Source organism: Cryobacterium sp. MP_3.1, assembly GCF_035984795.1.
In the GTDB taxonomy this organism is placed as follows: domain Bacteria; phylum Actinomycetota; class Actinomycetes; order Actinomycetales; family Microbacteriaceae; genus Cryobacterium; species Cryobacterium zongtaii.
Genome location: NZ_JAXCHV010000004.1, coordinates 1 through 23171, shown reverse-complemented (window position 1 = coordinate 23171; position 23171 = coordinate 1). Strand labels below are relative to the sequence as shown.

23 protein-coding genes are annotated in these 23171 nt (G+C 70.6%); 11 read left to right on the top strand and 12 right to left on the bottom strand.

Going from position 1 to position 23171, the window contains the following annotated elements; all coding sequences use genetic code 11:
- Positions 1-78 precede the first annotated feature (78 nt).
- Both RCH12_RS04095 and RCH12_RS04090 read left to right on the top strand, forming a co-directional pair.
- Entirely contained in the window at positions 79-657 is a 579-nt protein-coding gene (locus tag RCH12_RS04095; RefSeq protein WP_327016115.1) for a GNAT family N-acetyltransferase, read from the top strand.
- A 1-nt stretch (position 658) separates the two neighbouring features.
- The gene (locus tag RCH12_RS04090) at positions 659-1366 is read left to right on the top strand and encodes a M50 family metallopeptidase (protein WP_327016114.1); all 708 of its coding nucleotides are present in this window, start codon (positions 659-661) and stop codon (positions 1364-1366) included.
- Between the two features lie 101 nt (positions 1367-1467).
- On the opposite strand, the gene RCH12_RS04085 is transcribed toward RCH12_RS04090, so the two are convergent.
- The 8 genes from RCH12_RS04085 to RCH12_RS04050 all read right to left on the bottom strand — a co-directional run bounded on the left by RCH12_RS04085 (position 1468) and on the right by RCH12_RS04050 (position 9345).
- Entirely contained in the window at positions 1468-2235 is a 768-nt protein-coding gene (locus RCH12_RS04085; RefSeq protein ID WP_088457489.1) for a VIT1/CCC1 transporter family protein, read from the bottom strand.
- Between the two features lie 126 nt (positions 2236-2361).
- Complete coding sequence (gene rbsD / locus RCH12_RS04080) at positions 2362-2745, bottom strand: D-ribose pyranase (protein ID WP_088457490.1); 384 nt, start codon at positions 2743-2745, stop codon at positions 2362-2364.
- Positions 2742-3749 carry a ribokinase gene (locus RCH12_RS04075; RefSeq protein ID WP_327016113.1) on the bottom strand — a complete coding sequence of 336 codons (1008 nt, stop codon included), beginning with the start codon at positions 3747-3749 and terminating at the stop codon, positions 2742-2744. The genes rbsD and RCH12_RS04075 overlap by 4 nt, the downstream gene beginning before the upstream one ends.
- Positions 3746-4690, bottom strand: a complete 945-nt coding sequence (locus RCH12_RS04070) for a substrate-binding domain-containing protein (protein WP_327016112.1) — start codon at positions 4688-4690, stop codon at positions 3746-3748. Before RCH12_RS04070 ends, RCH12_RS04075 begins: the two co-directional genes overlap by 4 nt.
- Positions 4691-4740: 50 nt before the next feature.
- The gene (locus tag RCH12_RS04065; RefSeq protein ID WP_088457492.1) at positions 4741-5712 is read right to left on the bottom strand and encodes an ABC transporter permease; all 972 of its coding nucleotides are present in this window, start codon (positions 5710-5712) and stop codon (positions 4741-4743) included.
- Between the two features lie 19 nt (positions 5713-5731).
- A complete protein-coding gene (locus RCH12_RS04060; protein WP_327016111.1) occupies positions 5732-7237 on the bottom strand; it encodes a sugar ABC transporter ATP-binding protein in 1506 nt (501 codons plus the stop codon).
- Entirely contained in the window at positions 7234-8271 is a 1038-nt protein-coding gene (locus RCH12_RS04055) for a LacI family DNA-binding transcriptional regulator (RefSeq protein ID WP_327016110.1), read from the bottom strand. Before RCH12_RS04055 ends, RCH12_RS04060 begins: the two co-directional genes overlap by 4 nt.
- A 237-nt stretch (positions 8272-8508) precedes the next feature.
- A complete protein-coding gene (locus RCH12_RS04050; RefSeq protein ID WP_327016109.1) occupies positions 8509-9345 on the bottom strand; it encodes an SDR family NAD(P)-dependent oxidoreductase in 837 nt (278 codons plus the stop codon).
- 154 nt (positions 9346-9499) lie between these two features.
- Here RCH12_RS04050 and RCH12_RS04045 point away from each other — a divergent pair, with 154 nt between their 5' ends.
- The 4 genes from RCH12_RS04045 to acs all read left to right on the top strand — a co-directional run bounded on the left by RCH12_RS04045 (position 9500) and on the right by acs (position 14880).
- Entirely contained in the window at positions 9500-10468 is a 969-nt protein-coding gene (locus tag RCH12_RS04045) for an ABC transporter ATP-binding protein (protein WP_327016108.1), read from the top strand.
- Positions 10469-10553: 85 nt separating this feature from the next.
- Positions 10554-11603: an aliphatic sulfonate ABC transporter substrate-binding protein gene (locus RCH12_RS04040; RefSeq protein WP_103461232.1), complete on the top strand. Its 1050-nt coding sequence runs from the start codon at positions 10554-10556 to the stop codon at positions 11601-11603.
- Between the two features lie 97 nt (positions 11604-11700).
- Positions 11701-12507: an ABC transporter permease gene (locus RCH12_RS04035; protein ID WP_088457497.1), complete on the top strand. Its 807-nt coding sequence runs from the start codon at positions 11701-11703 to the stop codon at positions 12505-12507.
- 219 nt (positions 12508-12726) lie between these two features.
- Complete coding sequence (acs, locus tag RCH12_RS04030; protein WP_327016107.1) at positions 12727-14880, top strand: acetate--CoA ligase; 2154 nt, start codon at positions 12727-12729, stop codon at positions 14878-14880.
- A 44-nt stretch (positions 14881-14924) separates the two neighbouring features.
- Here the strand turns inward: acs and RCH12_RS04025 are convergent, their stop codons facing one another.
- The 3 genes from RCH12_RS04025 to RCH12_RS04015 all read right to left on the bottom strand — a co-directional run bounded on the left by RCH12_RS04025 (position 14925) and on the right by RCH12_RS04015 (position 17518).
- A complete protein-coding gene (locus RCH12_RS04025) occupies positions 14925-15635 on the bottom strand; it encodes an esterase/lipase family protein (RefSeq protein WP_327016106.1) in 711 nt (236 codons plus the stop codon).
- The gene (locus tag RCH12_RS04020; RefSeq protein WP_165787991.1) at positions 15632-16402 is read right to left on the bottom strand and encodes an alpha/beta fold hydrolase; all 771 of its coding nucleotides are present in this window, start codon (positions 16400-16402) and stop codon (positions 15632-15634) included. Before RCH12_RS04020 ends, RCH12_RS04025 begins: the two co-directional genes overlap by 4 nt.
- 63 nt (positions 16403-16465) lie before the next feature.
- A complete protein-coding gene (locus RCH12_RS04015) occupies positions 16466-17518 on the bottom strand; it encodes a diacylglycerol/lipid kinase family protein (RefSeq protein WP_088457501.1) in 1053 nt (350 codons plus the stop codon).
- A gap of 161 nt (positions 17519-17679) precedes the next feature.
- On the opposite strand from RCH12_RS04015, the gene RCH12_RS04010 reads away from it, so the two are divergent.
- The 4 genes from RCH12_RS04010 (at position 17680) to RCH12_RS03995 (ending at position 21144) form a co-directional block, all read left to right on the top strand.
- The gene (locus tag RCH12_RS04010) at positions 17680-18279 is read left to right on the top strand and encodes a signal peptidase II (protein WP_327016105.1); all 600 of its coding nucleotides are present in this window, start codon (positions 17680-17682) and stop codon (positions 18277-18279) included.
- A gap of 30 nt (positions 18280-18309) precedes the next feature.
- Positions 18310-18714: a VOC family protein gene (locus RCH12_RS04005; protein WP_088457502.1), complete on the top strand. Its 405-nt coding sequence runs from the start codon at positions 18310-18312 to the stop codon at positions 18712-18714.
- Positions 18715-18758: 44 nt separating this feature from the next.
- Positions 18759-19751: an LLM class F420-dependent oxidoreductase gene (locus tag RCH12_RS04000; RefSeq protein WP_327016104.1), complete on the top strand. Its 993-nt coding sequence runs from the start codon at positions 18759-18761 to the stop codon at positions 19749-19751.
- A 220-nt stretch (positions 19752-19971) separates the two neighbouring features.
- Entirely contained in the window at positions 19972-21144 is a 1173-nt protein-coding gene (locus RCH12_RS03995; RefSeq protein WP_327016103.1) for a class I SAM-dependent methyltransferase, read from the top strand.
- Between the two features lie 33 nt (positions 21145-21177).
- Here the strand turns inward: RCH12_RS03995 and RCH12_RS03990 are convergent, their stop codons facing one another.
- The gene (locus RCH12_RS03990; RefSeq protein WP_327016102.1) at positions 21178-21558 is read right to left on the bottom strand and encodes a DUF1622 domain-containing protein; all 381 of its coding nucleotides are present in this window, start codon (positions 21556-21558) and stop codon (positions 21178-21180) included.
- Positions 21559-21762: 204 nt separating this feature from the next.
- Between RCH12_RS03990 and RCH12_RS03985 the strand changes: the two genes are divergently transcribed.
- Entirely contained in the window at positions 21763-23022 is a 1260-nt protein-coding gene (locus tag RCH12_RS03985; protein WP_327016101.1) for an MFS transporter, read from the top strand.
- Positions 23023-23171: the final 149 nt, after the last annotated feature.

Below are 23171 nucleotides of genomic sequence, written 5' to 3'. Positions count from 1 at the left end.
GCACGAACCCTCGCCGACGATTCGGGCGCCGTCGGAACGATTGACCCGTTGGTCAGAGAACACGACTAGCCTCCATGGATGGCCGAAACACGAACACCCGCCGCGCCCCGCGCTATGGAGCTCTACTGCCCCACCGCTGACGACTGGGCAGGCCTGCGCGATATCCGTCTCCGGTCCATCGCGAACTTCCCGTTGGGCTTCTTCGAATCATTCGCCGCCGTCCTCGCGCTCACCGAAACTGACTGGCGTCAGCGCGGCGCCCGGAACACCGAACCCACCAGCTTCCAGGTTGTCGCACGCACCCCCGGCGAACAGTGGGTCGGCACGATGGCCGCCTTTGTGTCCTCCGGTCCGCCGAGCTACCGGCCGGGCGAGCCGCCGATCGGCGGCCCGGTTCGCGCCAACCTGGTGGGCGTCTGGGTCGACCCCTCCTATCGCGGCCGCACCGGAGTGGCCACGCGACTGCTCGGCGCCGTCCGCACCTGGGTCGCCGACGAGCAGCACCTCGACCGGATCTACCTGCACGTTCACGAGAGCAATCACCGCGCCATCCGCTTCTACGAGAAGAACGGCGCCCGCCCCACCGGCGACTACATCACGGACCCGCACCGCACCTCGGAGCGGCACCTGGAAATGGTCCTGGCCGCGCAGGGCTGAGATGGACCTGCTCCTCGAATTCTGGACCCGCGTCTCGGCCACGAACGCTCCCCTGCCGGCTTTGACGGTGTGGGTGACCATCGCCGCGGCCGCCCTGCTCGTGCTGGTGCCGCCGGCCTGGAAACTGACCCGGCACGGCATCACGATCGTGCACGAGGGCGGCCACGGGCTCGTCGCGGCTCTCGGCGGCCGCCGGCTGCAGGGCATCCGGCTGCACTCCGACACCTCCGGCCTCACCGTGAGCCGCGGCAAGCCGCGCGGGCCCGGCATGGTCTTCACCCTGCTCGCCGGGTACACGGCGCCGGCCCTGCTCGGGCTCGGGGCGGCATGGATGCTCAGCCGCGGCCACGACATCGGCCTGCTCTGGGCGCTGCTTGCGGCGCTGGCGCTGCTGCTGGTGCAGATCCGCAACTGGTTCGGGCTGTGGTCGGTGGCGGTCACCGCGGCGGTGGTCTTCGCGGTCACCTGGTTCGGCTCGCCCACCGTACAGAGCATCTTCGCCGTGCTGGTCACCGCGTTCCTGCTGCTCGGCGCCCTGCGCACCGTCGTCGAGCTGCAGGTCACCCGGTCGCGCCGCGGCGGCACCGCCTCGGACGCCGACCAGCTGGCCCGGCTCAGCCACCTGCCCGGCCTGTTCTGGGTGCTGGTGTTCTTCGCCGTGGCCGGCGCCTGCCTCGTCGGCGCGGCGAGACTGCTCGGCCTGGTCTAGCCGCAACGTCTCAACTTGCCGCAAAACGCCCCCTCAGACGCCCGGTGGGGGCACTGTGCGGCAACTCACGAACGGGCACTCCCGGCCGCGCGCGTGCGCCCCTAGAAGACGCTGGTGCCGAGCAGGGTGCCGACCAGCCAGGTGACGAAGAGTGCCGCGGCACCGCCGGTGACCACGCGCACGGTGGCGCGGGCGAGGCGACTGCCGCCGAGTCGGGCGCCGAGCGCGCCGGTGAGGGCCAGGGCCACCAGCACGGCGAGGAACGTCACCGGGACCCGGACGTTCTCCGGCGGTAGCAGGATCGCCAGCAACGGCAGGATCGCTCCGAGCGTGAAGGCCAGGGCCGAGGCGGCGGCGGCGTGCCAGGCGCTGGCCACATCCTCTTCGACGATGTTGAGTTCGAGCGAGAGGTGCGCCTTGAGGGCATCCTTCTCGGTGAGCTCGAGCGCCACCTGGCGGGCGGTGGCCGGGGCCAGCCCGCGCTCCTCGTAAAGGGTGGTGAGCACGTCGAGTTCGCCGGCCGGGTCGTCGCGCAGCTCGCGCTTCTGCTTCTCGATCATGGCGCGCTGGCTGTCACTCTGGCTGCTCACCGAGACGTATTCGCCCAGCGCCATCGAGATGGCCCCGCCGACGAGCCCTGCCGCGCCGGCCGCCACGATGGCCGGCGTGGAGGCGCCGGCACCGGCGACGCCGACCACGATCGCGGCCACGGACACGATGCCGTCGTTGGCGCCGAGCACGCCGGCGCGCAGCCAGTTGAGCCGGGTGGCCAGGCTGCCGCCCAGCGAAGCGCCCTCTGTTTGGGCGCGCGGTGCGGCATCCGGGGCGGCGTGAAAGGGCCTGAACAGCGGGGGCGAGAGGATGGCCATAGAGTCACCATAGGCACCCCCCGCCGACTCCGCCAGCCTGGAAAGCCTTGCCTAATCCCCCTGATCAGAGGATGGAAAGGCTAACCTAATCGGCGGCAGTGTCCAGCCGTGGTCTGCGGCTGCCGCCTAGAACGGCACCCCGCACACGAGCGCGGCATTGGCGAACGCGGTGGCTTCCCCGGTGCGCACGAACACCCGCGCAGACGCCGAGAGCACCTTGAGGTCACCGTGTCCGATGTACTCGATGTCGGTGAAGCGCCCGCTCAGCCAGTCCCCGGCCTCCGTGCCCTGTGCCTCCGACGCGGCCACGCAACGCTCGACGACGAGTTCGCCCAGCAGCGCGTCGAGAACCTGCTCGAAGCGCGGCACGCCGTGCACCAGGGCAAGGTCGATCACCGGCACGCCGGCGGGTGCGGGCATGCCGCAGTCCGCGACGAGGACGATGTCACCGTGACCCAGGCGGCTGAGGGCCGCGTTCAGGTCGGCGTTCAGGATGCCGGCGCGTTTCACGGGTGTGCCTCGTTCTTCTCGGTGGCGGAGTCGATCGCCGAATCGGCGGCTGCATCGGGACGGACCTCGGGAAGGCTGTCGCCCTCGTGCGGATAGGACGGCTGCGTTCCCCGGGACTGCACTGCGAACGCCCCCACCCGCACGGCCAGCCGGGCCGCCTCGCGCAGGGTGTCCCCGGCGGCGAGCCGGGCGCTCACAGCGCCCACGAAGGCGTCGCCAGCGCCGGAGCTGTCGACCGCCTCCACGACGGGGGACGCCACCGTTTCGGTGCCCTCGGCGTCGGAGACGATCGCGCCGAGCGCACCGCGGGTGAGCACAACAGAGGCCACCCCCCACTCGCGCAGCCGGGCCACCGCCTCGGCGTCCGTCGCGGGTGGCGCTGTGCCGGGCGTGAGCTGCGCCAGGAGCAGCGCGGCCTCATGTTCGTTCACGATCAGGGGGTCGGCGGCCGCGACCGTGGCGGGGTCGAGCTCGATCACCGGGGCCAGGTTGAGCACCAGGCGCCCGCGGGTCAGCCGGGCGGCGGCGGCGCTTCCTGCTGCGGGGATCTCGCCCTGCAGCACCACCACGGCGGCCCCGGCGATGAGGCCGGCGCTCTGGCCGACGACACCGGCATCCACCGCGGCGTTGGCCCCGGGGATGACGACGATGGTGTTCTCACCGTCGGCGGCCACCGTGATCAGGGCCAGGCCGGTGGGCCCGTCCACGGCCCGCACGCTGGACAGGTCGACCTGCGCGGATTCGAGGATGGCCGTGGCCGAGGAGGCCAGGGCGTCCAGGCCGACCGCGCCGACCATGCTCACCCGGGCGCCGAGCTGGGCCGCGGCGACGGCCTGGTTGGCGCCCTTACCGCCGGGCAGAACGGTGATCGAGGTGCCGATCAGAGTCTCGCCCGGCAGCGGATGACGCGCGACGGTGGTGACCTGGTCGGCGTTGATCGAGCCGACCACGACAACCCCGGTCAGGGTCGCCGCGGAGTCTGGGTGCGGGGTTGGCGGGGTCACTTGGAGAAGTCGCCCACGTTCGTCTTCGTGACGGCAACGACGTCGACGGGGACTGTCGCTTCGACATCCTCACCGTTGATGGCCTTGACGGCCAGTTCGATGGCGAGCTTGCCGAGTTCGGCGGGCTGCTGGGCGACGGTGGCGTAGAGCGAGCCGTCCGAGATGGCGGCCAGGCCATCCGCGGTGCCGTCGAAGCCCACAACGGACACCTCGGAGCCGGCGCGGGCGCCGAGAGCCTGGATGGCGCCGAGGGCCATCTCGTCGTTTTCGGCGAAGATGCCGGTGACACCGGGGTTGGCCTGCAGCAGGTTGGTGGTGACGTCGAGTGCGGAGGCCCGGTCGAAGTTCGCGGTCTGCTCGGCGACGACGGTGATGTCGGGGTAGGCGGCGATGCCCTCGTCGAAGCCGGCGCCGCGGTCGCGGCTGGCGGAGGTGCCCGATACGCCCTGCAGGGAGATGACGGTGCCCTTCTCCCCCATGGCTGCGGCGAGCTCATCGGCGGCCTGCTTGCCGCCGGCGACGTTGTCACTGGCGACGAGGGAAGTCAGGTCGGCGTCGTTGACCGTGCGGTCGACGCCGATGACCGGGATGTCGGCGGCGATCAGCGCGTTCACCGAGGCGCTGGCGGCGTCGGAGTCGACCGGGTTGACGATGACGGCCTTGGTGCTTCCGGCGGTGGCCGTGGCCAGCTGGTTGGCCTGGGTGGCGGAGTCGTTCTGGGCGTCGACGATGTAGAGGTCGACGCCGGCCTCGTCGGCGGCGGCCTGGGCGCCGTCGCGCAGCTCGACGAAGAACGGGTTGTTCAGGGTGGAGATCGCGAGCACGATCTTCGGCCCGCTGGCCTCGTCGCCGCCGCCGCGGCCGCAGGCGGTGGTGCCGGCGAGGATCAGTGCTGCCGTGGCGGTGACGGCGGCGATACGGCGAAAGGAGGATGACTTCATTGTGTTTCCTTTGTTGTGGTGGGTCGGTGTGAGGTAAGTAGGGAAAAGGCTCAGCTGTTACGGGTCTTGCGGCGCAGCACGTCGGCGCCCACCGCGAGGGCGATGACCAGCCCGATGACCACCTGCTGCCAGAACGACGACACGTTGAGCAGGTTGAGTCCGTTGCGGATGACGACGAGCACCAGGGCGCCGATGAAGGTGCCGGAGATCTTGCCGAGCCCGCCGGAGAGGGAGGCTCCGCCGATGACGACGGCGGCGATGGCATCCAGTTCGTAGCCGGCGGCGGCCTGCGGCTGGGCGGAGTCGAGCCGGCCGGCCAGGAGCAGTCCGGCCAGCGCGGCGAAGAGGCCGGCGAGGGCGAAGACCGTGACGATGATGCGCTTCACCGGCAGGCCGGAGAGCCGGGCGGCCTCGGCGTTGCCGCCGACGGCGTACATGGAGCGCCCGAGCACGGTGCGGTTGAGGATGAAGGAGGCCACCAGCGCGGCCAGGACCAGGATCACGATGGGCATCGGCACCGGGCCGATGTTGCCGCCGAGGAACGACACCTCAGGGGCGGTCTTGATCGGCCGGCCGTCGGAGATCACCAGGGTGAGGCCGCGGGCCACGCTGAGCATGGCCAGGGTGGCGATGAAGGAGGGCAGCTTGCCGTAGGCGTTCGCGGCGCCGTTGATGACGCCGGCGAGCAGGCCCACGACGAGGCCGCCGACGAGCGCCATCCAGCCGGGCAGGCCGGCGCTGACGAAGAACCAGCCGGAGGCCATGGCCGAGAGGGCCGCGACGGCGCCGACAGACAGGTCGATGCCGCCGGCGACGATGACGAAGGTCATGCCGAAGGCGAGCACCGCCACTGTCGACACCTGGATGCCGATGTTGAGCAGGTTCTGGCCGGTCAGGAAGTCCGGCGTGGCGATGACCAGGGCGATGCAGAGCACCACCAGGCCGACCAGGGCGCCGTTGTTGGCCAGGAAGGTCTTGTAGTCGAAGGAGCGTCGGGTGGGCGCGAGCGTGGTCGTGGACATGGTTTCAGTTCCTTCGGTTTCAGCGCTGCGCGGCGACGTCGCGGGCAGCAAGAGTCATGACGGTGTCTTGGGTGGCATCCACTGCGCTGAGTTCGCCGGCCAGTCGGCCGTCGCGCATGACGAGGATGCGGTCGCTCATGCCCAGGATCTCGGGCAGTTCGCTGGAAACCATGACGATGGCTCCGCCGGCTGCGGTGATCGAGTTCATCAGTTCGTAGATTTCGACCTTGGCGCCCACGTCCACGCCGCGGGTCGGTTCGTCCAGCAGCAGCACTGTCGAGGCGGCGATGATCCATCGGCCGAAGACGGCCTTCTGCTGGTTGCCGCCGGAGAGTGAGCGGATCGGCTGGTCGATGGTGTGCATCCGGATGCGCAGCTTCTCGGCCACGGCCTCGGCGCGGCGGCGCTGGCCGGTGAAGTCGGCCAGGCCGAGCTTGGCGCTGGAGGCCAGCGTGGCATAGCCGAGGTTGTCGTTGACCGACGCGTCCAGCACCAGGCCCTGACCCTTGCGGTCCTCGGGCACATGGCCGATGCCGGCCCGGATGGCCGCCTGGATGTCACCCTTGGGCAGCTGCGCACCGCGCACGGTGACGGAGCCGGTGTCGTATTTGTCGGCGCCGGCGATGGCGCGGATCAGTTCGGTACGGCCGGCCCCGACGAGCCCCGCGATGCCGAGCACCTCGCCGGCGCGCACGGAGAAGCTGATGTCGTCGAACTGACCGGCGCTGGTGAGGTTGGTCACCGTGAGCACCTCGGTGAGCGCGGGAGTCTCGTCGGCGCGGCGCGGGAATTGGTCCTCGATGCTGCGGCCGACCATGAGCTTCACCAGCTCGTCTTCGGGAGTGGAGGCGGGAACCTCGGCGATGAAGTGGCCGTCGCGGATGACGGTGACGGTGTCGCCGACCTCGGCGATCTCGTCGAGGTGGTGGCTGATGAAGAGCATGCCGACACCGCGCTTGCGGAGGTCGGCCATCACGGCGAACAGGGCCTGGGTCTCGTGCCGGGTGAGCGCGGCGGTGGGTTCGTCGAGGATCAGCACCCGGGCGTTGATGCTCAGGGCCTTGGCGATCTCCACCAGCTGCTGGCGGGCGATGCCGAGCTGGCCGACCGGGGTGTCCACGTCGATCTCGAGGCCGATCAGGGCCAGTGCCGCGCGGGCCTGCCGGCGGAGTTCCTTGCGGTCGACCATGCCGAGCTTGGTGGGCATCCGGCCGAGCATCACGTTCTCGGCCACGCTCATGGTGGCCACGAGGTTGAGTTCCTGGTGGATGGTGGCGATGCCGTGTTCTTCGGCGGCGCGGGTGCTGGGCAGGCTGGTCACGGCGCCGTCGACGAGGATCTGGCCGCCGTCGGGCTGGTAGACGCCGGCGACCATTTTGATCAGGGTGGACTTGCCGGCGCCGTTCTCGCCGAGCAGCACCTGCACCTGGCCGGGGTAGACGCTCACGGTGACGTCCTGGATGACGGTGACCTGGCCGAAGGTCTTTGTCACGTTCTGCAAGGTGATCAGGGGGTTCACGGTCATTGCTGGCTCCTTTGCTCAGGCTGTGTCGTGGGGCGGATGGGCGTGGCCGAGGAGGCCCGCACTATCAGTTCGCTGGGGAGCACCACCGACTCCGGGGTGTGCCCGGCGATGACCTGCAACAGAAGGTCCACGGCGATCCGGCCCATGTCTTCGACGCTGTGCGCGATGACGCTCAGCGCCGGGTTGAGCAGCGCGAACCACTCGATGTCGTCGAAGGCGACGAGGGCGATGTCGGTGCCGATGCGCAGACCGAGCCTGTGCAGGATGCTGATGGCGCCGACGGCCATCAGGCTGTCGGCGGCGAGCAGAGCGGTGGGCGAGCTGGCCAGCTGCATCAGGGCGTGCACGCCGGCCGAGCCGCTGGCGGCCTGGTAGTCACCGAAGTAGACCAGCTCGGGGTCCTGGCTGAGGCCGGCCTCGGCGACGGCGCGGGTGAAGGCCGCGAAGCGGTCCCGGCCGGTGGAGGTGGCCTGTGGGCCGGAGATGTAGCCGATCCGGGTGTGGCCCTGTTCGGCGAGGTGCTGCACGGCCTGGCGGATGCCGGTCTCGCTGTCGGTGGTGACACTGGGCAGGTCGAGGCCGGGAACGGTACGGTCCACGAGCACCGTGGGAATCTCGCGCTCGATCAGGGCCCGCAGCCGGCCACCGTCGTCGCCGACGGGGGCGACGATCACTCCGTCGACCCGACGGGAGATGAGGGTGTCGAGGTAGCGGTCCTGCTGGTCGTTACGCTCGTTGGCGTTGCCGAGCAGGGTGACGTAGCCGGCCGAGAGGGCCGCCTGTTCGGCGGCGTGCGCGAGGTCGGCGAAGAAGGGGTTGCGCACATCCGGTACCAGCAGGCCGAGGGAGTTGGACCGGGTGGACCGCAGGGCCTGGGCCTGGGCGTTGGGCTGGTAGTCCAGCTCGGCGGCCGCGGCGGCGACGCGTTCGCGGGTGTCGGCCGAGGTGGCCGGGTTGCCCGACAGAACCCTGGAGGCCGTGCCCACCGAGACGCCAGCGCGGGCGGCGACGTCCTTGATCGTTACGGCTTCCACAGCCACTCCCTTGTGTGTGCGTGCGTGGTATTTCTGATGACTCCGGCGACCCGTGGAATCGTTTCCATGGAATCGTTTCCATCGTACGTCGCGGAACAAACGAATGTCAACCGAGCCCGGCCATCCCGCAGGCTCAATCACCGAGTTGCCCACCTGCGGACGACTTGCCCCGGCACACCGGGGCAACTGGTCCGCAACGAGGCAACTCGGCGCGGCGGGTGGACTGCGCAGATCCGGTCAGCGGCGCCCGACGAAGGTGTCCATCGAGCTGTACACGCCGAAGACCCGGCCGGCCACGGCATCCCAGGCCGCCAGGGGCAGCACGCCGCGCAGTTTCTTGGAGAAGCCGACGGTCCACGGCATCAGCAGCTGGGGCGAGCCTGCGAGCATCGCCCGCCAGACCCGGTTGACCACGTACTCCGGGGTCATCACGGGGGTCAACAACGGGCCGCGGGCGCCGTCGAACATGCCCGTGGAGATGTAGCTGGGCGCGATGGTGCTGACCCGCACGTGGTCGAAGCCCTGCTGGGCGAGCTCGAGGCGCAGCGAATCGCTCCAGGTGATCACGGCGGCCTTGGAGGCCGCGTAGACGCTCATTCGCGGGTTGGAGAGCATCCCGGCGGCGGAGGCGATGTTGACGATGCGCGATTCGCGGTACGGGTTGCGCATCATGGCGGGCAGGAACTCCCGGGTTATGTACATCGGGGCCAGGGCGTTCACCTGCATCGTGGCGCGGGTGTCGTCGCCGTTGTCGTGTTCCCAGAAGAACGACCCGCGCACGATGCCTGCGTTGTTGATCACGATGTCGGGGTTGCCCACCTCGGTGCGCACCCGCTGGGCGGTCTGCGCGATCGCGCCGAGGTCGGCGATGTCGACGACGTATGGGGCGATCTGGGTGCTGCCGCCGGCACGTTCGGTGAGGATGGCGGCGGTCGCCGTGAGCGCGGCGGCGTCCCGGTCCCACAGGATCACGGTCCGTGCGCCCTCGGCGACGGCCCGCTCGGCGTAGAGGCGGCCCATGCCCATGGCGGCGCCGGTGATCAGCACGCGGGCTCCGGAAACGGTTCGAGTCATGGGTCAATCATCCCAACTCCTGGGCGTGAAGTCCGGCGTCCTCGCCCGCGCGCCCGACACCCGATTACTACGTTGCGTTGCGGAGGGGCGTGCGCCGGCCCGGCCGGCTGGATAGCGTCGAGAAAACGTCGACCTCCCAACCGATCGGACGCCCATGTCTGCCAGCACCGCCACGAGCACCGCCGCCCGCCGCGCCGCGGGGCTCGGCGGCGTGTCGGAGCGCGACCGGACCGTCCGGCCGGCGACCACCAAGGCGGCCCTCGCCGTGGAGTTCGCCGGGCTGGGGCGCACCTTCGCGCCGAGCAGCGGCACCGTGGCATCCGGTGCCGCCCGCCCGGTGCTGCGCGACGTGTCGCTCACCGTGCGTCCCGGCGAGGTCCTCGCGATCCTCGGCACCAGCGGCTGCGGCAAGTCCACCCTGCTGCGCATCGCGGGCGGGCTGGACTCCCCCAGCACCGGCTCGGTGCAGATCGACGGCACGCCAAGCACCGCCTTCGACACCCGCTGCGCGGTGGGGTTCCAGGAGCCGCGCCTGCTGCCCTGGCGCACGGTGGCGGCCAATGTGTCCCTCGGCCTGCCGCGCGGCACCGCACGCGAGGCCGGCCGCGCCCGCGTCGCCGAGCTGCTCGAACTCGTGGGCCTCACGGTCTTCGCCGGGCACCGGCCCGCCGCGATCTCCGGCGGCATGGCGCAGCGCGCGTCGCTGGCCCGCGCCCTGGCCCGCAACCCCGGCGTACTGCTGCTCGACGAACCCTTCGGCGCACTGGATGCCCTCACCCGGCTCAAGATGCAGGACCTCCTACTCGACGTGCACGCCGCCGCCCCCACCACGGTGCTGCTCGTCACCCACGACGTCGACGAGGCTCTGCAGCTGGCCGACCGGATCATCCTGCTCGGCCAGGAGCCGGCCACGACGGGTGCCGCACAGGCCGTCGGCGGCGCCACGACACCCGGTGCCACGATCGTGCAGGAACTCACCGTGCCCGGCAACCGGCCCCGCGACCGCGGCTCGGCGGAACTCGCCGAGCTGCGCGGGCGCCTCCTCGCGGGCCTCGGCATCGACCGGCACGGCGAGGCCCGAGGTGTCGCCTCGAACACCGGCATCCCGCACTTCCCCTACTGACCAGCCCGACCCCCTCCACGTTCCACCGCACCACATCCACAGCATGGATGCCCGTTCCCCGCCCGCACCCAACGAGAGACTCGCCATGAAGAAACGCTTCACCGCCACCGCCCTGATCGCCTCCGCCGCGGCCGCCGCCCTGCTGCTCACCGGCTGCGTCGCCGGTGAGAACCAGCCCGCCGCCGAGGCAGCCGTCAGCACCGACGACGACGCCGGCATCGTCACCCAGGGCGGCGAGCTCAACATCGACTTCGCCACCTACAACCCGCTCAGCCTGGTGATCAAGGAGAAGGGTTGGCTCGAAGAGGCCCTCGCCGACCAGGAGATCACCGTCAACTGGGTGCAGTCGGCCGGTTCGAACAAGGCCAACGAGGCCCTCCGCGCCAACGCCATCGACGTGGGCTCCACGGCCGGCTCCGCCGCGCTGCTGCACCGCTCGAACGGCTCGCCCATCCAGGTCATCGACATCTACTCGCAGCCCGAATGGGCCGCCCTCGTCGTCCCGGACGGCTCCGAGATCACCTCCGTCGCAGACCTCAAGGGCAAGCAGATCGCCGCCACCCAGGGCACCGACCCGTACTTCTTCCTGCTGCAGGCGCTCGAAGAGGCCGGCCTCGGCCTGGACGACGTCACCGTGCAGAACCTGCAGCACGCCGACGGCTGGGCCGCCCTGCAGAACGGCTCGGTCGACGCCTGGGCCGGACTCGACCCGATCATGGCCGGTGCCGAAGCCGCCGGTGCGGAGCTCATCTACCGCAACGTCGACTTCAACAGCTACGGCTTCCTCAACGCCACCGAGGCCTTCATCACCGAGAAGCCGGATGTGGCCCAGACCGTCGTCGACGTCTACGAGCACGCCCGCGCCTGGGCGCTGGCGAACGAGGAGGAGACCGCACAGATCCTCGCCGACGTCGCCGGACTCGACCTCGCGGTCGCCACGAAGGTCATCACCGAACGCTCCAACCTCGACGTCGACAACGTCCCCGGCGACGCCCAGATCGACGTCCTCACCACGATCGGCCCGATCTTCGTCGAGACCGGCGACGTGCTCGAGCAGAGCCAGGTCGACGACGCCCTCGACAGCATCGTGAACGACACCTTCGCCACGAAGGCCGACCCGACGATCATCGAGTAGCCCGGTGGATGCCGCGCCGGCCGCACGCAGGCCGCCGCGGCATCCGCCTCACCGCCTCGGTTTCACCGCCACACCCATCCCGCACGAAAGGCCCCCGATGACCGAGACCCTCGCCCCGGACACGGCGCCCGTCGTGCGCCGGCCGTTGACGTCGCGGCGGAGCGCACGCATCCTCGGCGGGCTGCTCCTGCCGGTGCTGATCCTGATCCTGTGGCAACTCAGCACCGCCCTCGGCCTGGTCACGGTGTCCCAACTGCCGTCTCCGGCCATGGTCTGGATCGCCACCGTCGACCTCTTCGACCGCGGCGAACTCACCCTCTACGTGGCCATCTCCACCCAGCGAGTGCTCATCGGGTTCGCCATCGGCGCCGCGCTGGGCCTGGCCGCCGGGTCGCTGGTGGGGCTCTCCCGCGCCGCCGACGTGCTCTTCGCGCCCACCCTCGGCGCCATCCGGGCCGTGCCGTCGCTGGCCTGGGTGCCGCTGCTGATCATCTGGCTGAAGTACGGCGAGGAATCCAAGATCGTTCTCGTCGCCATCGGCGCCTTCTTCCCGGTCTACACCACGGTCGCGCAGGCACTGCGGCACGTGGACCGCCAGCTCGTGGAGGCCGGCCGCGCCTTCGGGTTACGCGGGGTGCGGCTGTTCACCGCCGTGCAGCTGCCCGCCGTGATCCCGTCGGTGATCTCCGGGCTGCGGCTCGCGCTGGCCCAGGCCTGGCTGTTCCTGGTGGCCGCCGAGTTGCTCGGCGCGTCGATGGGGCTGGGCTATCTGCTCTCCATCTCGGGCACGAACGGCCGCATCGACCGCATCCTGCTCGCCATCATCCTGCTCGCTCTGCTCGGCAAGCTCACCGACGCCATCCTGGGCGTGTTCGAAAAGTGGGCCATCACCAAGTGGGCCTGACCGGCGCCCGCGGCACGCATCAGGCGCCGCGGCACGCATCAGGCGCCGCGGCACGCGGTAGAGCCTGTGCCGCCGCGACGAAGACCTGCCCCGAGCGGCCACCCGCCCGGCCGCGCAGGTTACGCCGCATTGCGCCGCTGCCTGCAATGGATGCCCGCGCTGCGTAGCGTCGAAAGCGCCCGATAGTCCGCCATCAGAACCAGCCGCCGGAGTGTGCCCATGCCGAACCTCGACACCAGCACCAGCACTCACGCCAACACGGACACCCACCCCCCGGCCACCCGCGCTGCCACCGCGGACTGGACCGACACCAGCGCCACCATCCGCAACCTCTCCACCGAGCACCGCCGCTACCCGGCGCCGGCCGCGTTCGCCGCGCGGGCCAATGTCGACGCCTCCTGGTACGAAAAAGCCGCAGCCAACCCGGTCGCCTTCTGGACCGAGCAGGCCAAGCGCCTGGACTGGGCCGAGCCCTGGCACACCGACCACACCTGGCAGCCGCCCGCCCCGGATGCCGACGGCGTCTTGAGCGTGCCGCGAGCGGAGTGGTTCGCCGGCGGAAAACTGAACGTGGCGGTGAACTGCGTCGACCGGCACGTGGCCGCCGGCCGCGGCGACAAGGTCGCGTTCCACTTCGAGGGCGAACCCGGCGACCGGCGCACCCTCACCTACGCCGACCTCGAAAGAGAGGTCGCCCGCGCCGCGAACGCGCTCACCGCCCTCGGCATCGAAAAGGGTGACAGGGTCGTCATCTACCTTCCGGTGATCCCCGAGACGATCATCATCACCCTCGCGGTCGCCCGCCTCGGCGCCATCCACTCCCTGGTGTTCGGCGGCTTTTCGGCCGAGGCACTGCGCTTCCGGGTGGAGGACACCGGCGCCAAGCTGCTCGTCACCACCGACGGCCAGTTCCGCCGCGGCCAGGCCGTGCCGGTGAAGGAAGCCGCCGACGAAGCCGTGTCGGGCACAAACCAGATCGAGCACGTGCTCGTGGTGCGCCGCACCGGCGACCTGACCCCGGACATCCCCTGGACGACCGGTCGCGACGTGTGGTGGCACGACACCGTCGACACGGCGTCCGCCACCCATGAGCCGGAGTTCTTCGACGCCGAGACGCCGCTGTTCATCATCTACACCTCGGGCACCACCGGCAAGCCGAAGGGCCTGGTGCACACCAGCGGCGGTTACCTCACCCACGCGTCCTGGAGCCACTGGGCCGTCTTCGACGCCAAGGACGACGACGTGCACTGGTGCACCGCCGACCTCGCCTGGGTCACCGCGCACAGCTACGTGCACTACGGCCCGCTCTCCAACGGCACCACCTCGGTGATCTACGAGGGCACCCCGAACACTCCGCACCCCGGCCGGCACTTCGAGATCATCCAGCGTTACGGCGTCACCACCTATTACACGGCGCCCACGCTGATCCGCACGTTCATGACCTGGTTCCCCACTGGATTGCCGAGCGAACACGATCTGTCCAGCATCCGTCTGCTCGGTTCGGTCGGCGAGGCGATCAACCCCGAGGCCTGGGTGTGGTTCCGGGAGAACATCGGCGCCGGCCACGCCCCGATCGTGGACACCTGGTGGCAGTCAGAGACCGGCGCCGCCGTGATGGCGCCGCTGCCCGGGGTGAGCACGCTCAAGCCCGGTTCGGCCCTGCGCGCCCTGCCGGGCCTGAGCGCCCTGGTGGTGGATGACGCGGGTCAGCCGGTTCCGCACGGCACCGGCGGCTATCTGGTGCTGGCCGGCACCTGGCCGGGCATGGCCCGCACGGTGTGGGGCAACCCGGAGCGCTACCGCGACTCCTACTGGGCACGGTTCGCCGAGCAGGGCTACTTCTTCTCCGGCGACGGCGCGAAGTACGACGATGACGGCGACATCTGGCTGCTCGGCCGGGTCGACGACGTGATCAACGTGTCAGGGCACCGGCTGTCCACCATCGAGATCGAGTCGGCACTGGTGTCGCACCCGGCGGTCGGCGAGTCCGGCGTGGTGGGCGTGACCGATGCCACCACGGGCGAGGGCATCGCCGCGTTCGTGATTCCCGCGGTGGCCCCGGCAACGGATGACCCGGCCGCCTGGCTGGCGCTGGCGGCCGAGCTGGCCCCGCAGTTGCGGGCGCACATCACCCACGAGATCGGCGCGGTGGCCAAGCCCCGGGACGTGTTCCTGGTGCCCGACCTGCCCAAGACCCGCTCCGGCAAGATCATGCGCCGGCTGCTCGGCGACATCGTCGACGGCCGCCCGCTCGGCGACGTCACCTCGCTGCAGGACGACACCGTGCCCGGCCGCATCCAGTCGATCGTGGCCGCCGCCCGCGCCGAGCCATCATCCCGCGAAAGCGGTCGTGTGGCTGCCACCCCACGCTGAGGCAGCACCACGGCCGCTCTCGCGGGCAGCACCGCTCGCGCGGGTCAGGGGCGGGCGGCCGCCGCGAGCACCTGGCGAACGGTGTCGGGGTGGCTGAGGATGCGGAAGTGCCCACCGGTGTCGATTCGCACGTTCTCGGCGCCCGTCAGGATGCTGCCATCCGGGATGTGCGGATCGAACCGCCCGAACACCGACACGATCCGGTCGTTCAGCCGGGCATCGGCGCCGAGGGCGGCGAGCTGCGGGTCGGTGCCGGCGAACGCGCGCAGGCTGGGAGTGGGCATGTACCTGGCGTATCGCGAGCCGGAGAACGGGGTGCTCACCGCCACCATCCGATCGACACGATCGTCGGGGTCAAGCTGCGTCATCAGGTACTTGCCGATCAGGCCGCCCTTGCTGTGCGCCACGATGACCAGGCGGTTCAGCTCGCGATCACGCAGGTACTCGGCCACGATCTCGGCCGACGGCACCACCGGCCGCCGGTTGGTGTGCAGCGGCGTCACCACGTGCACCGGATGCCCGGCGTCATGCAGCGCCTGGATCAGCGGCCGCATGAAGTGCCAGCTCTCGTAGATCCCCGGGATGATCAGCACCGGCGCCGCCTCGCCCGAGGCGTAGTCGTCGGGGTGCGTGCGGGCGAGGGCACCACGCACCTGGGCGAGAACGGCGTACCGGTAGTCCAGCAGCCAGGAGCCGGCGTTCCGCAGGCCGACGCAGAGCAGGCCCCGCGCCGACCGACCAGGCTTGCGGGTCATGGCGTGACAGGCTCACCATCAGGAGCGGCCGTGCGGGCGTACTCCCGGATGCCGGCCGCCGTGTCGACCGCGGCGCTGAAGTGCACGAGGTGGCGGCCGGGCAGCTCGAGCAGCTTCCCGCGTGTAGCCTGCGCGGCGAGGTGCACGCCCCAGTCGTGGCGTGACACCGGGTCGTCCTCTCCCCGGATCACCAGGGTCGGCGCGTACACCTCCCGCAGCCGCAGGTCGGTGCGGTAGGCGAGCATCGGCCGCAGGGTGGCGAGGTACCAGCGCGGACCGCACAGAAGGTAGTCGCGCACCACGATCATGGTGCCGTTGACAGGTTCCTTCAGGGTGTCCCGGCCGAGGGCAAGAGCCTGGCGCAGCGCCGAAGATCGGGTGGGGTCGGTGACACCGCCGATCAAGACGAGGTGGGCGACCACTGTCGGGTGGCGCACGGCCGTCTCGGTCACGAACTGGGCGCCCATCGAATGCCCGACCAGTACGACGGGCCGCCCGCTCAGCATCGGCAGCAACTCGCCGAGGTAGTCGGCGTACTGCTCGATCGACACCCCGTCCGCGGGCTTGGGCGAGCGGCCGAAGCCCGGCAGGTCCACCGAGTGCACCGCGCCCGTGGCGGCAAGCTCGGCGTGCATCCGGTCGAAGTAACGGTGCGACATGCCGATGCCGTGCACCAGGACGAACACCGGCGCGTCCGGCGCTTCCGGACCCGGTGTCGAGCGCACAGTGACGGATGCGCCGCTCTCCGGCAGCAGCAGCTCACGCACGCGACCGTCTCCGCTTGCTCGACGTGGTCGTCGTGGGGACCTGCGGGTCATCGGGAGCATCGGTCACTCCTGCGGAACGCGCACGCGCAGGCCGCCGGGCAGCACCCGCGCCTTGAACGCCGTGGCGGTGCCGAAACCGTCGCCGTCGAGTTCGATCTCCTCGGGGTGGCTGAGCTTCACGGTGATCTGGCGGCCCTTGACGTAGTTGAGGGCCTCGACCTCCTTGGTCATCATGCGCCGGCCGAGCGGCGTGCGGCGCAGCACGCCGTTCTCCCACAAGACCTTGACGACGATCTGCACCCAGTGCACGAAGCCCTCCGGGCGCAGCATCAGCATCTCGAACTGCCCGTCGTCGATGACGGCCTCCGGCAGCAGCAGCACGTTGGCGGTGAGGGTACCGGTGTTGCCCACGATCACGGTGTGCGCGCGCACCGACTTGGTGGGGCCGCCGTCGAGGCTGTAGCGCAGGCGCAACTGGTTGCGGTCACGCAGGGCCGTGATGATCGCGCCCACATAGGCGAGCCAGCCGATCTTGGCCTTGAGCTCGTCGTTGGTGCTGGCGAGCATCTTGGCGTCCAGGCCCAGGCCGGCCATCACGAGGAACGCGTGCTTGCTGACGCTGTCGTCCTCGTGCCGGATCTCGATCCGGGCGATGTCGACCTTGCGGTCCTTGCCGCTGAAGGCCGTGCCGATCGAGTGTTCGAGGTTGTCGAGCGTGAGGTTGAGGTTGCGGGCCAGGAGGTTACCGGTGCCGGACGGCAGCAGGGCCAACGCCGCGTCACTGCCGTGCACGACCTCGGCCACCGCACGCACGGTGCCGTCGCCGCCGGCGGCGATCACCATGGTGGCGCCGGCATCGATCGCGGCCTGGGCTGCGCCCTGCCCCGGGTCTTCCTTGGAGGTTTCGAACCAGAGGGTCTCCCCCCAGCCGGCCTTGGCCTCTTCGGCGGCGACGGCGCGTTTGATGTCGTCGAGGTTCACCTTGATGGGGTTGTAAACCACGGCGGCCAGTCCGGCTGCGCTCTCCCGGGCGGGCGCGGCATCCGCGGTCGCGGTCTTGTCGTCGATCGGGTCGTCGGTCGGAATGTCGGTCGGGATGTCGGACGGTGTCGACATGCGCGCTCTCCTCAGGCAGATGAGCGGATGATTCCGCTCGGGTGAATCCCGCGGCAGCCGGCAGGCTCAGCGTGCGGGTGCACCAACGCTACACGCCTCGCTTGGGAAGGGTTCTGTGAGCCGCGCCGCGCCTGGCACCCGATCGCTGGGATGATGGAGGGGTGACTGCTGCCTCCCAGACTCCGCTGCCGGCCTCTACCCGCTCGCGGCGGGCCGCCCGGTTGGCCTGGCCCGCCTTCGGCATCGCCCTGCTCGTGATCCTCATCGACCAGGCCTCCAAGTGGTGGGCCGAAGCCGAACTCGCCGATGGCAGGGTCATTCCGGTGATCGGGGACATCATCCGTTTTGTGCTCGTCTACAACCCCGGCGCTGCATTCTCGATCGGCTCCGACTTCACCTGGGTGTTCGCGGTGCTCGCCGCCGGCGCCGTGGTGTGGATCACCATGCTCACCTGGCGGGTCGAGTCCCGCGGCTGGATGGTCGCCCTCGGCCTGCTGCTCGGCGGTGCCACCACCCACCTCGGTGACCGGCTCTTCCGCGAGCCCGGCTTCGCCCGCGGCCACGTGGTGGACTTCATCGGCTACGGCAACCTGTTCATCGGCAACGTCGCCGACATCGCGATCTTCGCCGGCGCAACCATGCTGGCGATCCTCACCGTGATGGGCGTGCACCTGCGCCGCCCGGATGCGGAGCCCGCCGAGGCCGGCGCCGCTGCCTCCACCAGTTCCTCCACACCGGAGGACCCCGACACCAGGCTGTAAGTCGACCCGGGCGATGCTACCGTCTGAGGCATGGACACGATGATGCTCGAAGGGGTGACCTTGCTGGCCGACGACGTGGCCGGCATGGCCGACTTCTACGAGCATGCGCTCGGGTTCGAGGTGACCGTGCGAGAGCCGGACTACGTGGCGCTCGGCGGCCCCATCGGGGTGCGGCTCGCCATCTTCCGGCGCGCCGGCATGGGAGCGCACACCCACGACCATCCGTCGTTCGTGGCGCCGCGAAGCGGCCAGGCCGTGGAGCTGAACTTCCAGTGCGGCACCCCGAACCAGGTGCGCACCCGGTTCGCCGAGCTCGTCGAGCGTGGAGCGGTGGCCATCGCCGCACCAGCGGAGCGCGACTGGGGGCACCTGACCGGCTTCTTCGCCGACCCCGAGGGCAACATCCATTCACTGTTCGCGGTGCTGCCAGCCTGACGCCGTTTCCGCGGCCGCGCCGCCGCCACCCCTAGGCTGGGCCCATGCGCTTCGGACTCTTCATTCCCCAAGGCTGGCGTCACGACCTCGTCGGCATCGACCCCGCCCAGCAGTGGGCCACCATGAGCGGCCTCGCCGCGCACGCGGATGCCGGCGCCTGGGAATCGATCTGGGTGTACGACCACTTCCACACGGTTCCGGTGCCCAGCGAGGAGGCCACCCACGAGGCGTGGACCCTGATGAGCGCCTTCGCCGCCACCACCAGTCGGGTGCGGCTCGGCCAGATGTGCACCTGCATGAGCTACCGCAACCCCGCGTACCTGGCCAAGGTGGCCTCCACGATCGACATCATCTCCGGCGGCCGCGTCGAGATGGGCATCGGCGCCGGCTGGTACGAGCACGAGTGGCGTGCGTACGGTTACGGCTTCCCGCGTGCCGGCGAACGCCTCTCCCGTCTCGATGAGGGTGTGCAGATCATGCAGCAGGCCTGGACCACCGGCACCGCCACCCTCGACGGCGAGCACTACCAGGTGGACGGCGCCATCGTGCGGCCGTTGCCGCTGCAGGAGGGCGGCATCCCGATCTGGATCGCCGGCGGCGGCGAGAAGGTCACCCTGCGCATCGCGGCGCAGTACGCGAACTACACCAACTTCGACGGCACCCCAGAGGGCTTCACGCACAAGAGCGACCTGCTGCGCGAGCACTGCGCCACCCTCGGCACCGACTTCGACGCCATCGTGCGCTCGGCGAACTACAACACCGTGATCGGCCGCGACGAGGCCGAGGTCGCCGAACGGCTGGACGCCATCCAGGCCCGGGTCACCCCGTATCTCGGCGTCGAGGGCGCGGCGAGCTTCATGGCCGAGTACCGCAGCGGCGAGGCGCAGGGCGTGGGCACGCCCGAGCAGATCGTGGAGCGCCTCAACGGCATGAAGCAGCGCGGCCTCGGCTACGCGATCCACTACTTCCCCGAGGCGGCCTACGACAGGTCGGGCCTGGAGCTGTTCGAGCGCGAGGTCATGCCGGCCCTGCTGTAGCGCCAGCCCGTCCGTCGCCGCGGCGCCGGCCGCCCGACTGTTCCCCGTCCGGACATCTGTGCCCGGCGTACCGGGCGCAGATGTCCGCTTCGGCAACAGTTGCCTACGGATGCGATAATCGAACCGGTCACGAGAGCCCTCTGCCCCGCAGTTCCCGGCCGACCTTCCCGCGTGCACGACTCGGGCGGATACGACACCCAGCGGCACAAGATCGGACACCATGTCCAGCACGAACACTCCCGACGGCACCCAGAGCACCGGATCGGGGAGCATCAACACCCCCGCCGACATCCACTGGCGTGACGGCGACACCGAGCACACCGCCCGTTGGCACTCCGAGGGCGGCTGGCCGGCCCCCAAACGTGTGGTCGTCGTCGACGACACCCTCACCGCGGATGCCGCGTACAGGCTGGCGAAGTCCGGCACCGGCCTGCTCTGGCGGGGCGACTTCCAGAACGCCCGGCAGTTGCTCACCGCGATGGCCCGTCGCGTTGACCGGCACCGACGCACTCCCAGCGACACGCTCAAGGCCGCGTTCGAGGTGGGCCGCACCGAGGCCATGCGCCGCGCCCGGCTGTTGGGCCTGGTGCTCGTGTCCCTCGACGCCGACCACACCCTGAGCCTCCGCCGCGCCCCCGACCTGCGTCAGGCCTGCGACGAGGCATACGGCCCCAGCAGCACCGCGTCGGTCACCTCGCTCCGCGAACTGCTCGGCGTGATCGGCGCGCACGAGTGGCGCGTCAAGGGTGTGCCGGTCGCGGCGCTCGGCGCGCGCATCCACCCGCACTACGGCGTCTTCTCGCCGGTCCGCGGCGAATACCTCGACCTCGTCGCCACCGCTCCGCTGCCCGCGACAGGGTCGGCGTTCGACATCGGCACCGGCTCCGGCGTCATCGCCGCGATCCTGGCCCGCCGCGGTATCGACAGGGTGGTGGCCACCGACACGTCGCCGCGCGCGCTGGCCTGCGCCAGAGAGAACCTGGAACGCCTGGGCCTGACCGACCGGGTCGACGTTCTCGACGCCGATCTGTTCCCGGCGGGTCGCGCCGACCTTGTGGTCTGCAACCCGCCCTGGCTGCCGGCCTCGGCCGCGACGAGCACCGACGCCGCCGTCTACGACCCCGACAGCAGCATGCTTCGCGGTTTCCTGGCCGGGCTCGCCGGGCACCTCACCGACGGCGGCGAGGGCTGGCTGATCCTCTCCAACCTGGCCGAGCTGCTCGGGCTGCGCTCCCGCGGCACGCTGCTCGACCTCATCGACGACGCCGGCCTCACGGTGATCGCGCGCCTGGACACCCGCCCCACCCATCACAAGGTCGCCGACACGACCGACCCCCTGCATGCGGCCAGGGCCGCCGAGGTCACCTCGCTCTGGCGGTTGCGCCGGGCCTGATCCGCCCGACCCGCCGGCAGGCCCGACCACGTCCTAGCCTGGCGGGCTCGACGTGTCAGTTTTTCCCGTCATCCGCCACCTGGCCCACGGCCAGACGCCGTCCATCTCCACCTCGAGCGAGAAGCTCAGCAGCACCCGGATGATCACGATCGCCCCGAGCACCAGCACGCTCTCCACCGTGGGTTCCACCACGATGGTGCGGATGATGTCGGCCACGATCAACACCTCCAGGCCCAGCAGAATGGCCCGGCCCAGCTCCCGGCGCATGGTCTGGTACGCCGTCGCCCGGGTGTCCGCGCGCAGCATCCGCGGGATGCCGGCCACCAGCGCCGCCAGCCCGCCGAACACCATGATGGCCGCACCCACCACCTCGACCACTCGCACGGCCGCCTCGACCACTGCCTCGAACGTCATCCGCGCATCTCCCGCCGTCACCGTTGGCGCGAAGATACTCCCCCCACACGTTCGACCGGCAGCACGACAGGCGGAGAAATTCCCGAAACGCCGTCTGCGCCGGATGCCCGGCCGGCGTTTCGGCGAAAAACTCCGCCTTCACGTCACCGGCCGTAGGCTGATCGACACCGCAGCGCACCACCCAGACAACCAGCAGGGATCCCGATGACCACACCCCGCCGTCCCGCTTCCGGCACGGATGCGAGCGCGCACCCGCGCCTGCAGCGGAAGGTCGTGCGAGTGCTCATCCTCGGCCAGATCCTCGGTGGCATCGGCATGGGTGCCACGCTCTCGCTCGGCGCCCTGCTCGCCGCCCAACTCTCCGGCTCGAACGCCTGGTCGGGCATGGCCGCCACGATGAGCACGCTGGGCGCGGCCCTGGTGGCCGTGCCGCTTGCCCGCCTGGCACAGGCCAGCGGCCGGCGACGGTCCCTCGCCACCGGCGCCGGGATCGCCGGGGTCGGTGCCATCCTGGCCATCACCTCGGTCGCGCTGGACACCTTCCCGCTGCTGCTGCTCGCCCTGATGCTGCTGGGCGCGGGCTCGGCCACCAACCTGCAGGCCCGGTTCGCCGCCACCGACCTGGCCGGCGCCACCACTCGCGCCCGTGACCTCTCGATCGTGGTGTGGTCGACCACCATCGGCGCGGTCCTCGGCCCCAACCTGTTCGGTCCCGGCGAGGTCGTCGGCGCGCAACTCGGCCTCCCGCCGCTGACCGGGGCCTTCGCCTTCTCCCTCGCCGCTCAGGTCGGTGCCGCCCTGGTCTACACGATCGGGCTCCGCCCCGACCCGCTGCTCACCGCCCTCTCGGTGCGCGAGGCGCGGCCAACGAGCACCCGGCAGCACGGCGGCCTGGCCATCGTGCGCTCCAACCCGCTGGCCCGCTACGCCGTGGCGGTCATCGCCCTCAGCCACGCCACCATGGTGGCGCTGATGTCGATGGCCCCGGTGCATCTCTCCGAGCACGGCGCCTCGCTCACCATCGTGGGTCTCACCATCAGCCTGCACGTGGCCGGCATGTACGCGCTGTCGCCTTTGTTCGGCGCCCTGGCCGACCGGCTGGGCCGGATGCCGGTGATCCTGGCCGGCCAGGCCCTGCTGTTGGCCGCGCTGGTGCTGTTCTGGCTCGCCGGCGAGAATGCCACCGCCATGACGGTCGGGCTGATCCTGCTCGGGCTCGGCTGGTCGGCATCCGTCGTGGCCGGCTCGGCGCTGATCACGGAGGCGGTGGGGGTGCACGACAGGTCGGCTCTCCAGGGCTTCTCCGACCTCTCGATGAACGCCGCCGGCGCCCTCGGCGGGGCCCTCGCCGGCCCGGTCCTGCTGCTGGTGGGCTACTCGGGCCTCGGCGTCGCCGCGATGGTCCTTGTCGCGGTGGTGGTGGCCTGGTCGCTGCTGCGGCGCCCGGCGCCCGCGCTCGGTTGAGGCACTCAACGGTCGCTTATGAGGACGAAGTTCGGTTAAGAGGATGCTCTGCCCTGGGGTGACCCGGTGCTTCCGGACAGTGTTCCTATTTGATTGGATGAAATCATGGGAGCAGTCAGGAAGTCCGGTCCCCGTCGGAGGTTCACGGA

Excerpts from the sequence above, each read along its gene's own strand:
- RCH12_RS04095 (WP_327016115.1), top strand. The coding sequence starts at position 79 with ATGGCCGAAACACGAACACCCGCCGCGCCCCGCGCTATGGAGCTCTAC.
- RCH12_RS04090 (WP_327016114.1), top strand. The coding sequence starts at position 659 with ATGGACCTGCTCCTCGAATTCTGGACCCGCGTCTCGGCCACGAACGCT.
- RCH12_RS04085 (WP_088457489.1), bottom strand. The coding sequence starts at position 2,235 with ATGGCCATCCTCTCGCCCCCGCTGTTCAGGCCCTTTCACGCCGCCCCG.
- RCH12_RS04070 (WP_327016112.1), bottom strand. The coding sequence starts at position 4,690 with ATGAAGTCATCCTCCTTTCGCCGTATCGCCGCCGTCACCGCCACGGCA.
- RCH12_RS04065 (WP_088457492.1), bottom strand. The coding sequence starts at position 5,712 with ATGTCCACGACCACGCTCGCGCCCACCCGACGCTCCTTCGACTACAAG.
- RCH12_RS04060 (WP_327016111.1), bottom strand. The coding sequence starts at position 7,237 with ATGACCGTGAACCCCCTGATCACCTTGCAGAACGTGACAAAGACCTTC.
- RCH12_RS04050 (WP_327016109.1), bottom strand. The coding sequence starts at position 9,345 with ATGACTCGAACCGTTTCCGGAGCCCGCGTGCTGATCACCGGCGCCGCC.
- RCH12_RS04045 (WP_327016108.1), top strand. The coding sequence starts at position 9,500 with ATGTCTGCCAGCACCGCCACGAGCACCGCCGCCCGCCGCGCCGCGGGG.
- RCH12_RS04040 (WP_103461232.1), top strand. The coding sequence starts at position 10,554 with ATGAAGAAACGCTTCACCGCCACCGCCCTGATCGCCTCCGCCGCGGCC.
- RCH12_RS04035 (WP_088457497.1), top strand. The coding sequence starts at position 11,701 with ATGACCGAGACCCTCGCCCCGGACACGGCGCCCGTCGTGCGCCGGCCG.
- acs (WP_327016107.1), top strand. The coding sequence starts at position 12,727 with ATGCCGAACCTCGACACCAGCACCAGCACTCACGCCAACACGGACACC.
- RCH12_RS04025 (WP_327016106.1), bottom strand. The coding sequence starts at position 15,635 with ATGACCCGCAAGCCTGGTCGGTCGGCGCGGGGCCTGCTCTGCGTCGGC.
- RCH12_RS04015 (WP_088457501.1), bottom strand. The coding sequence starts at position 17,518 with ATGTCGACACCGTCCGACATCCCGACCGACATTCCGACCGACGACCCG.
- RCH12_RS04005 (WP_088457502.1), top strand. The coding sequence starts at position 18,310 with ATGGACACGATGATGCTCGAAGGGGTGACCTTGCTGGCCGACGACGTG.
- RCH12_RS04000 (WP_327016104.1), top strand. The coding sequence starts at position 18,759 with ATGCGCTTCGGACTCTTCATTCCCCAAGGCTGGCGTCACGACCTCGTC.
- RCH12_RS03995 (WP_327016103.1), top strand. The coding sequence starts at position 19,972 with ATGTCCAGCACGAACACTCCCGACGGCACCCAGAGCACCGGATCGGGG.
- RCH12_RS03990 (WP_327016102.1), bottom strand. The coding sequence starts at position 21,558 with ATGACGTTCGAGGCAGTGGTCGAGGCGGCCGTGCGAGTGGTCGAGGTG.
- RCH12_RS03985 (WP_327016101.1), top strand. The coding sequence starts at position 21,763 with ATGACCACACCCCGCCGTCCCGCTTCCGGCACGGATGCGAGCGCGCAC.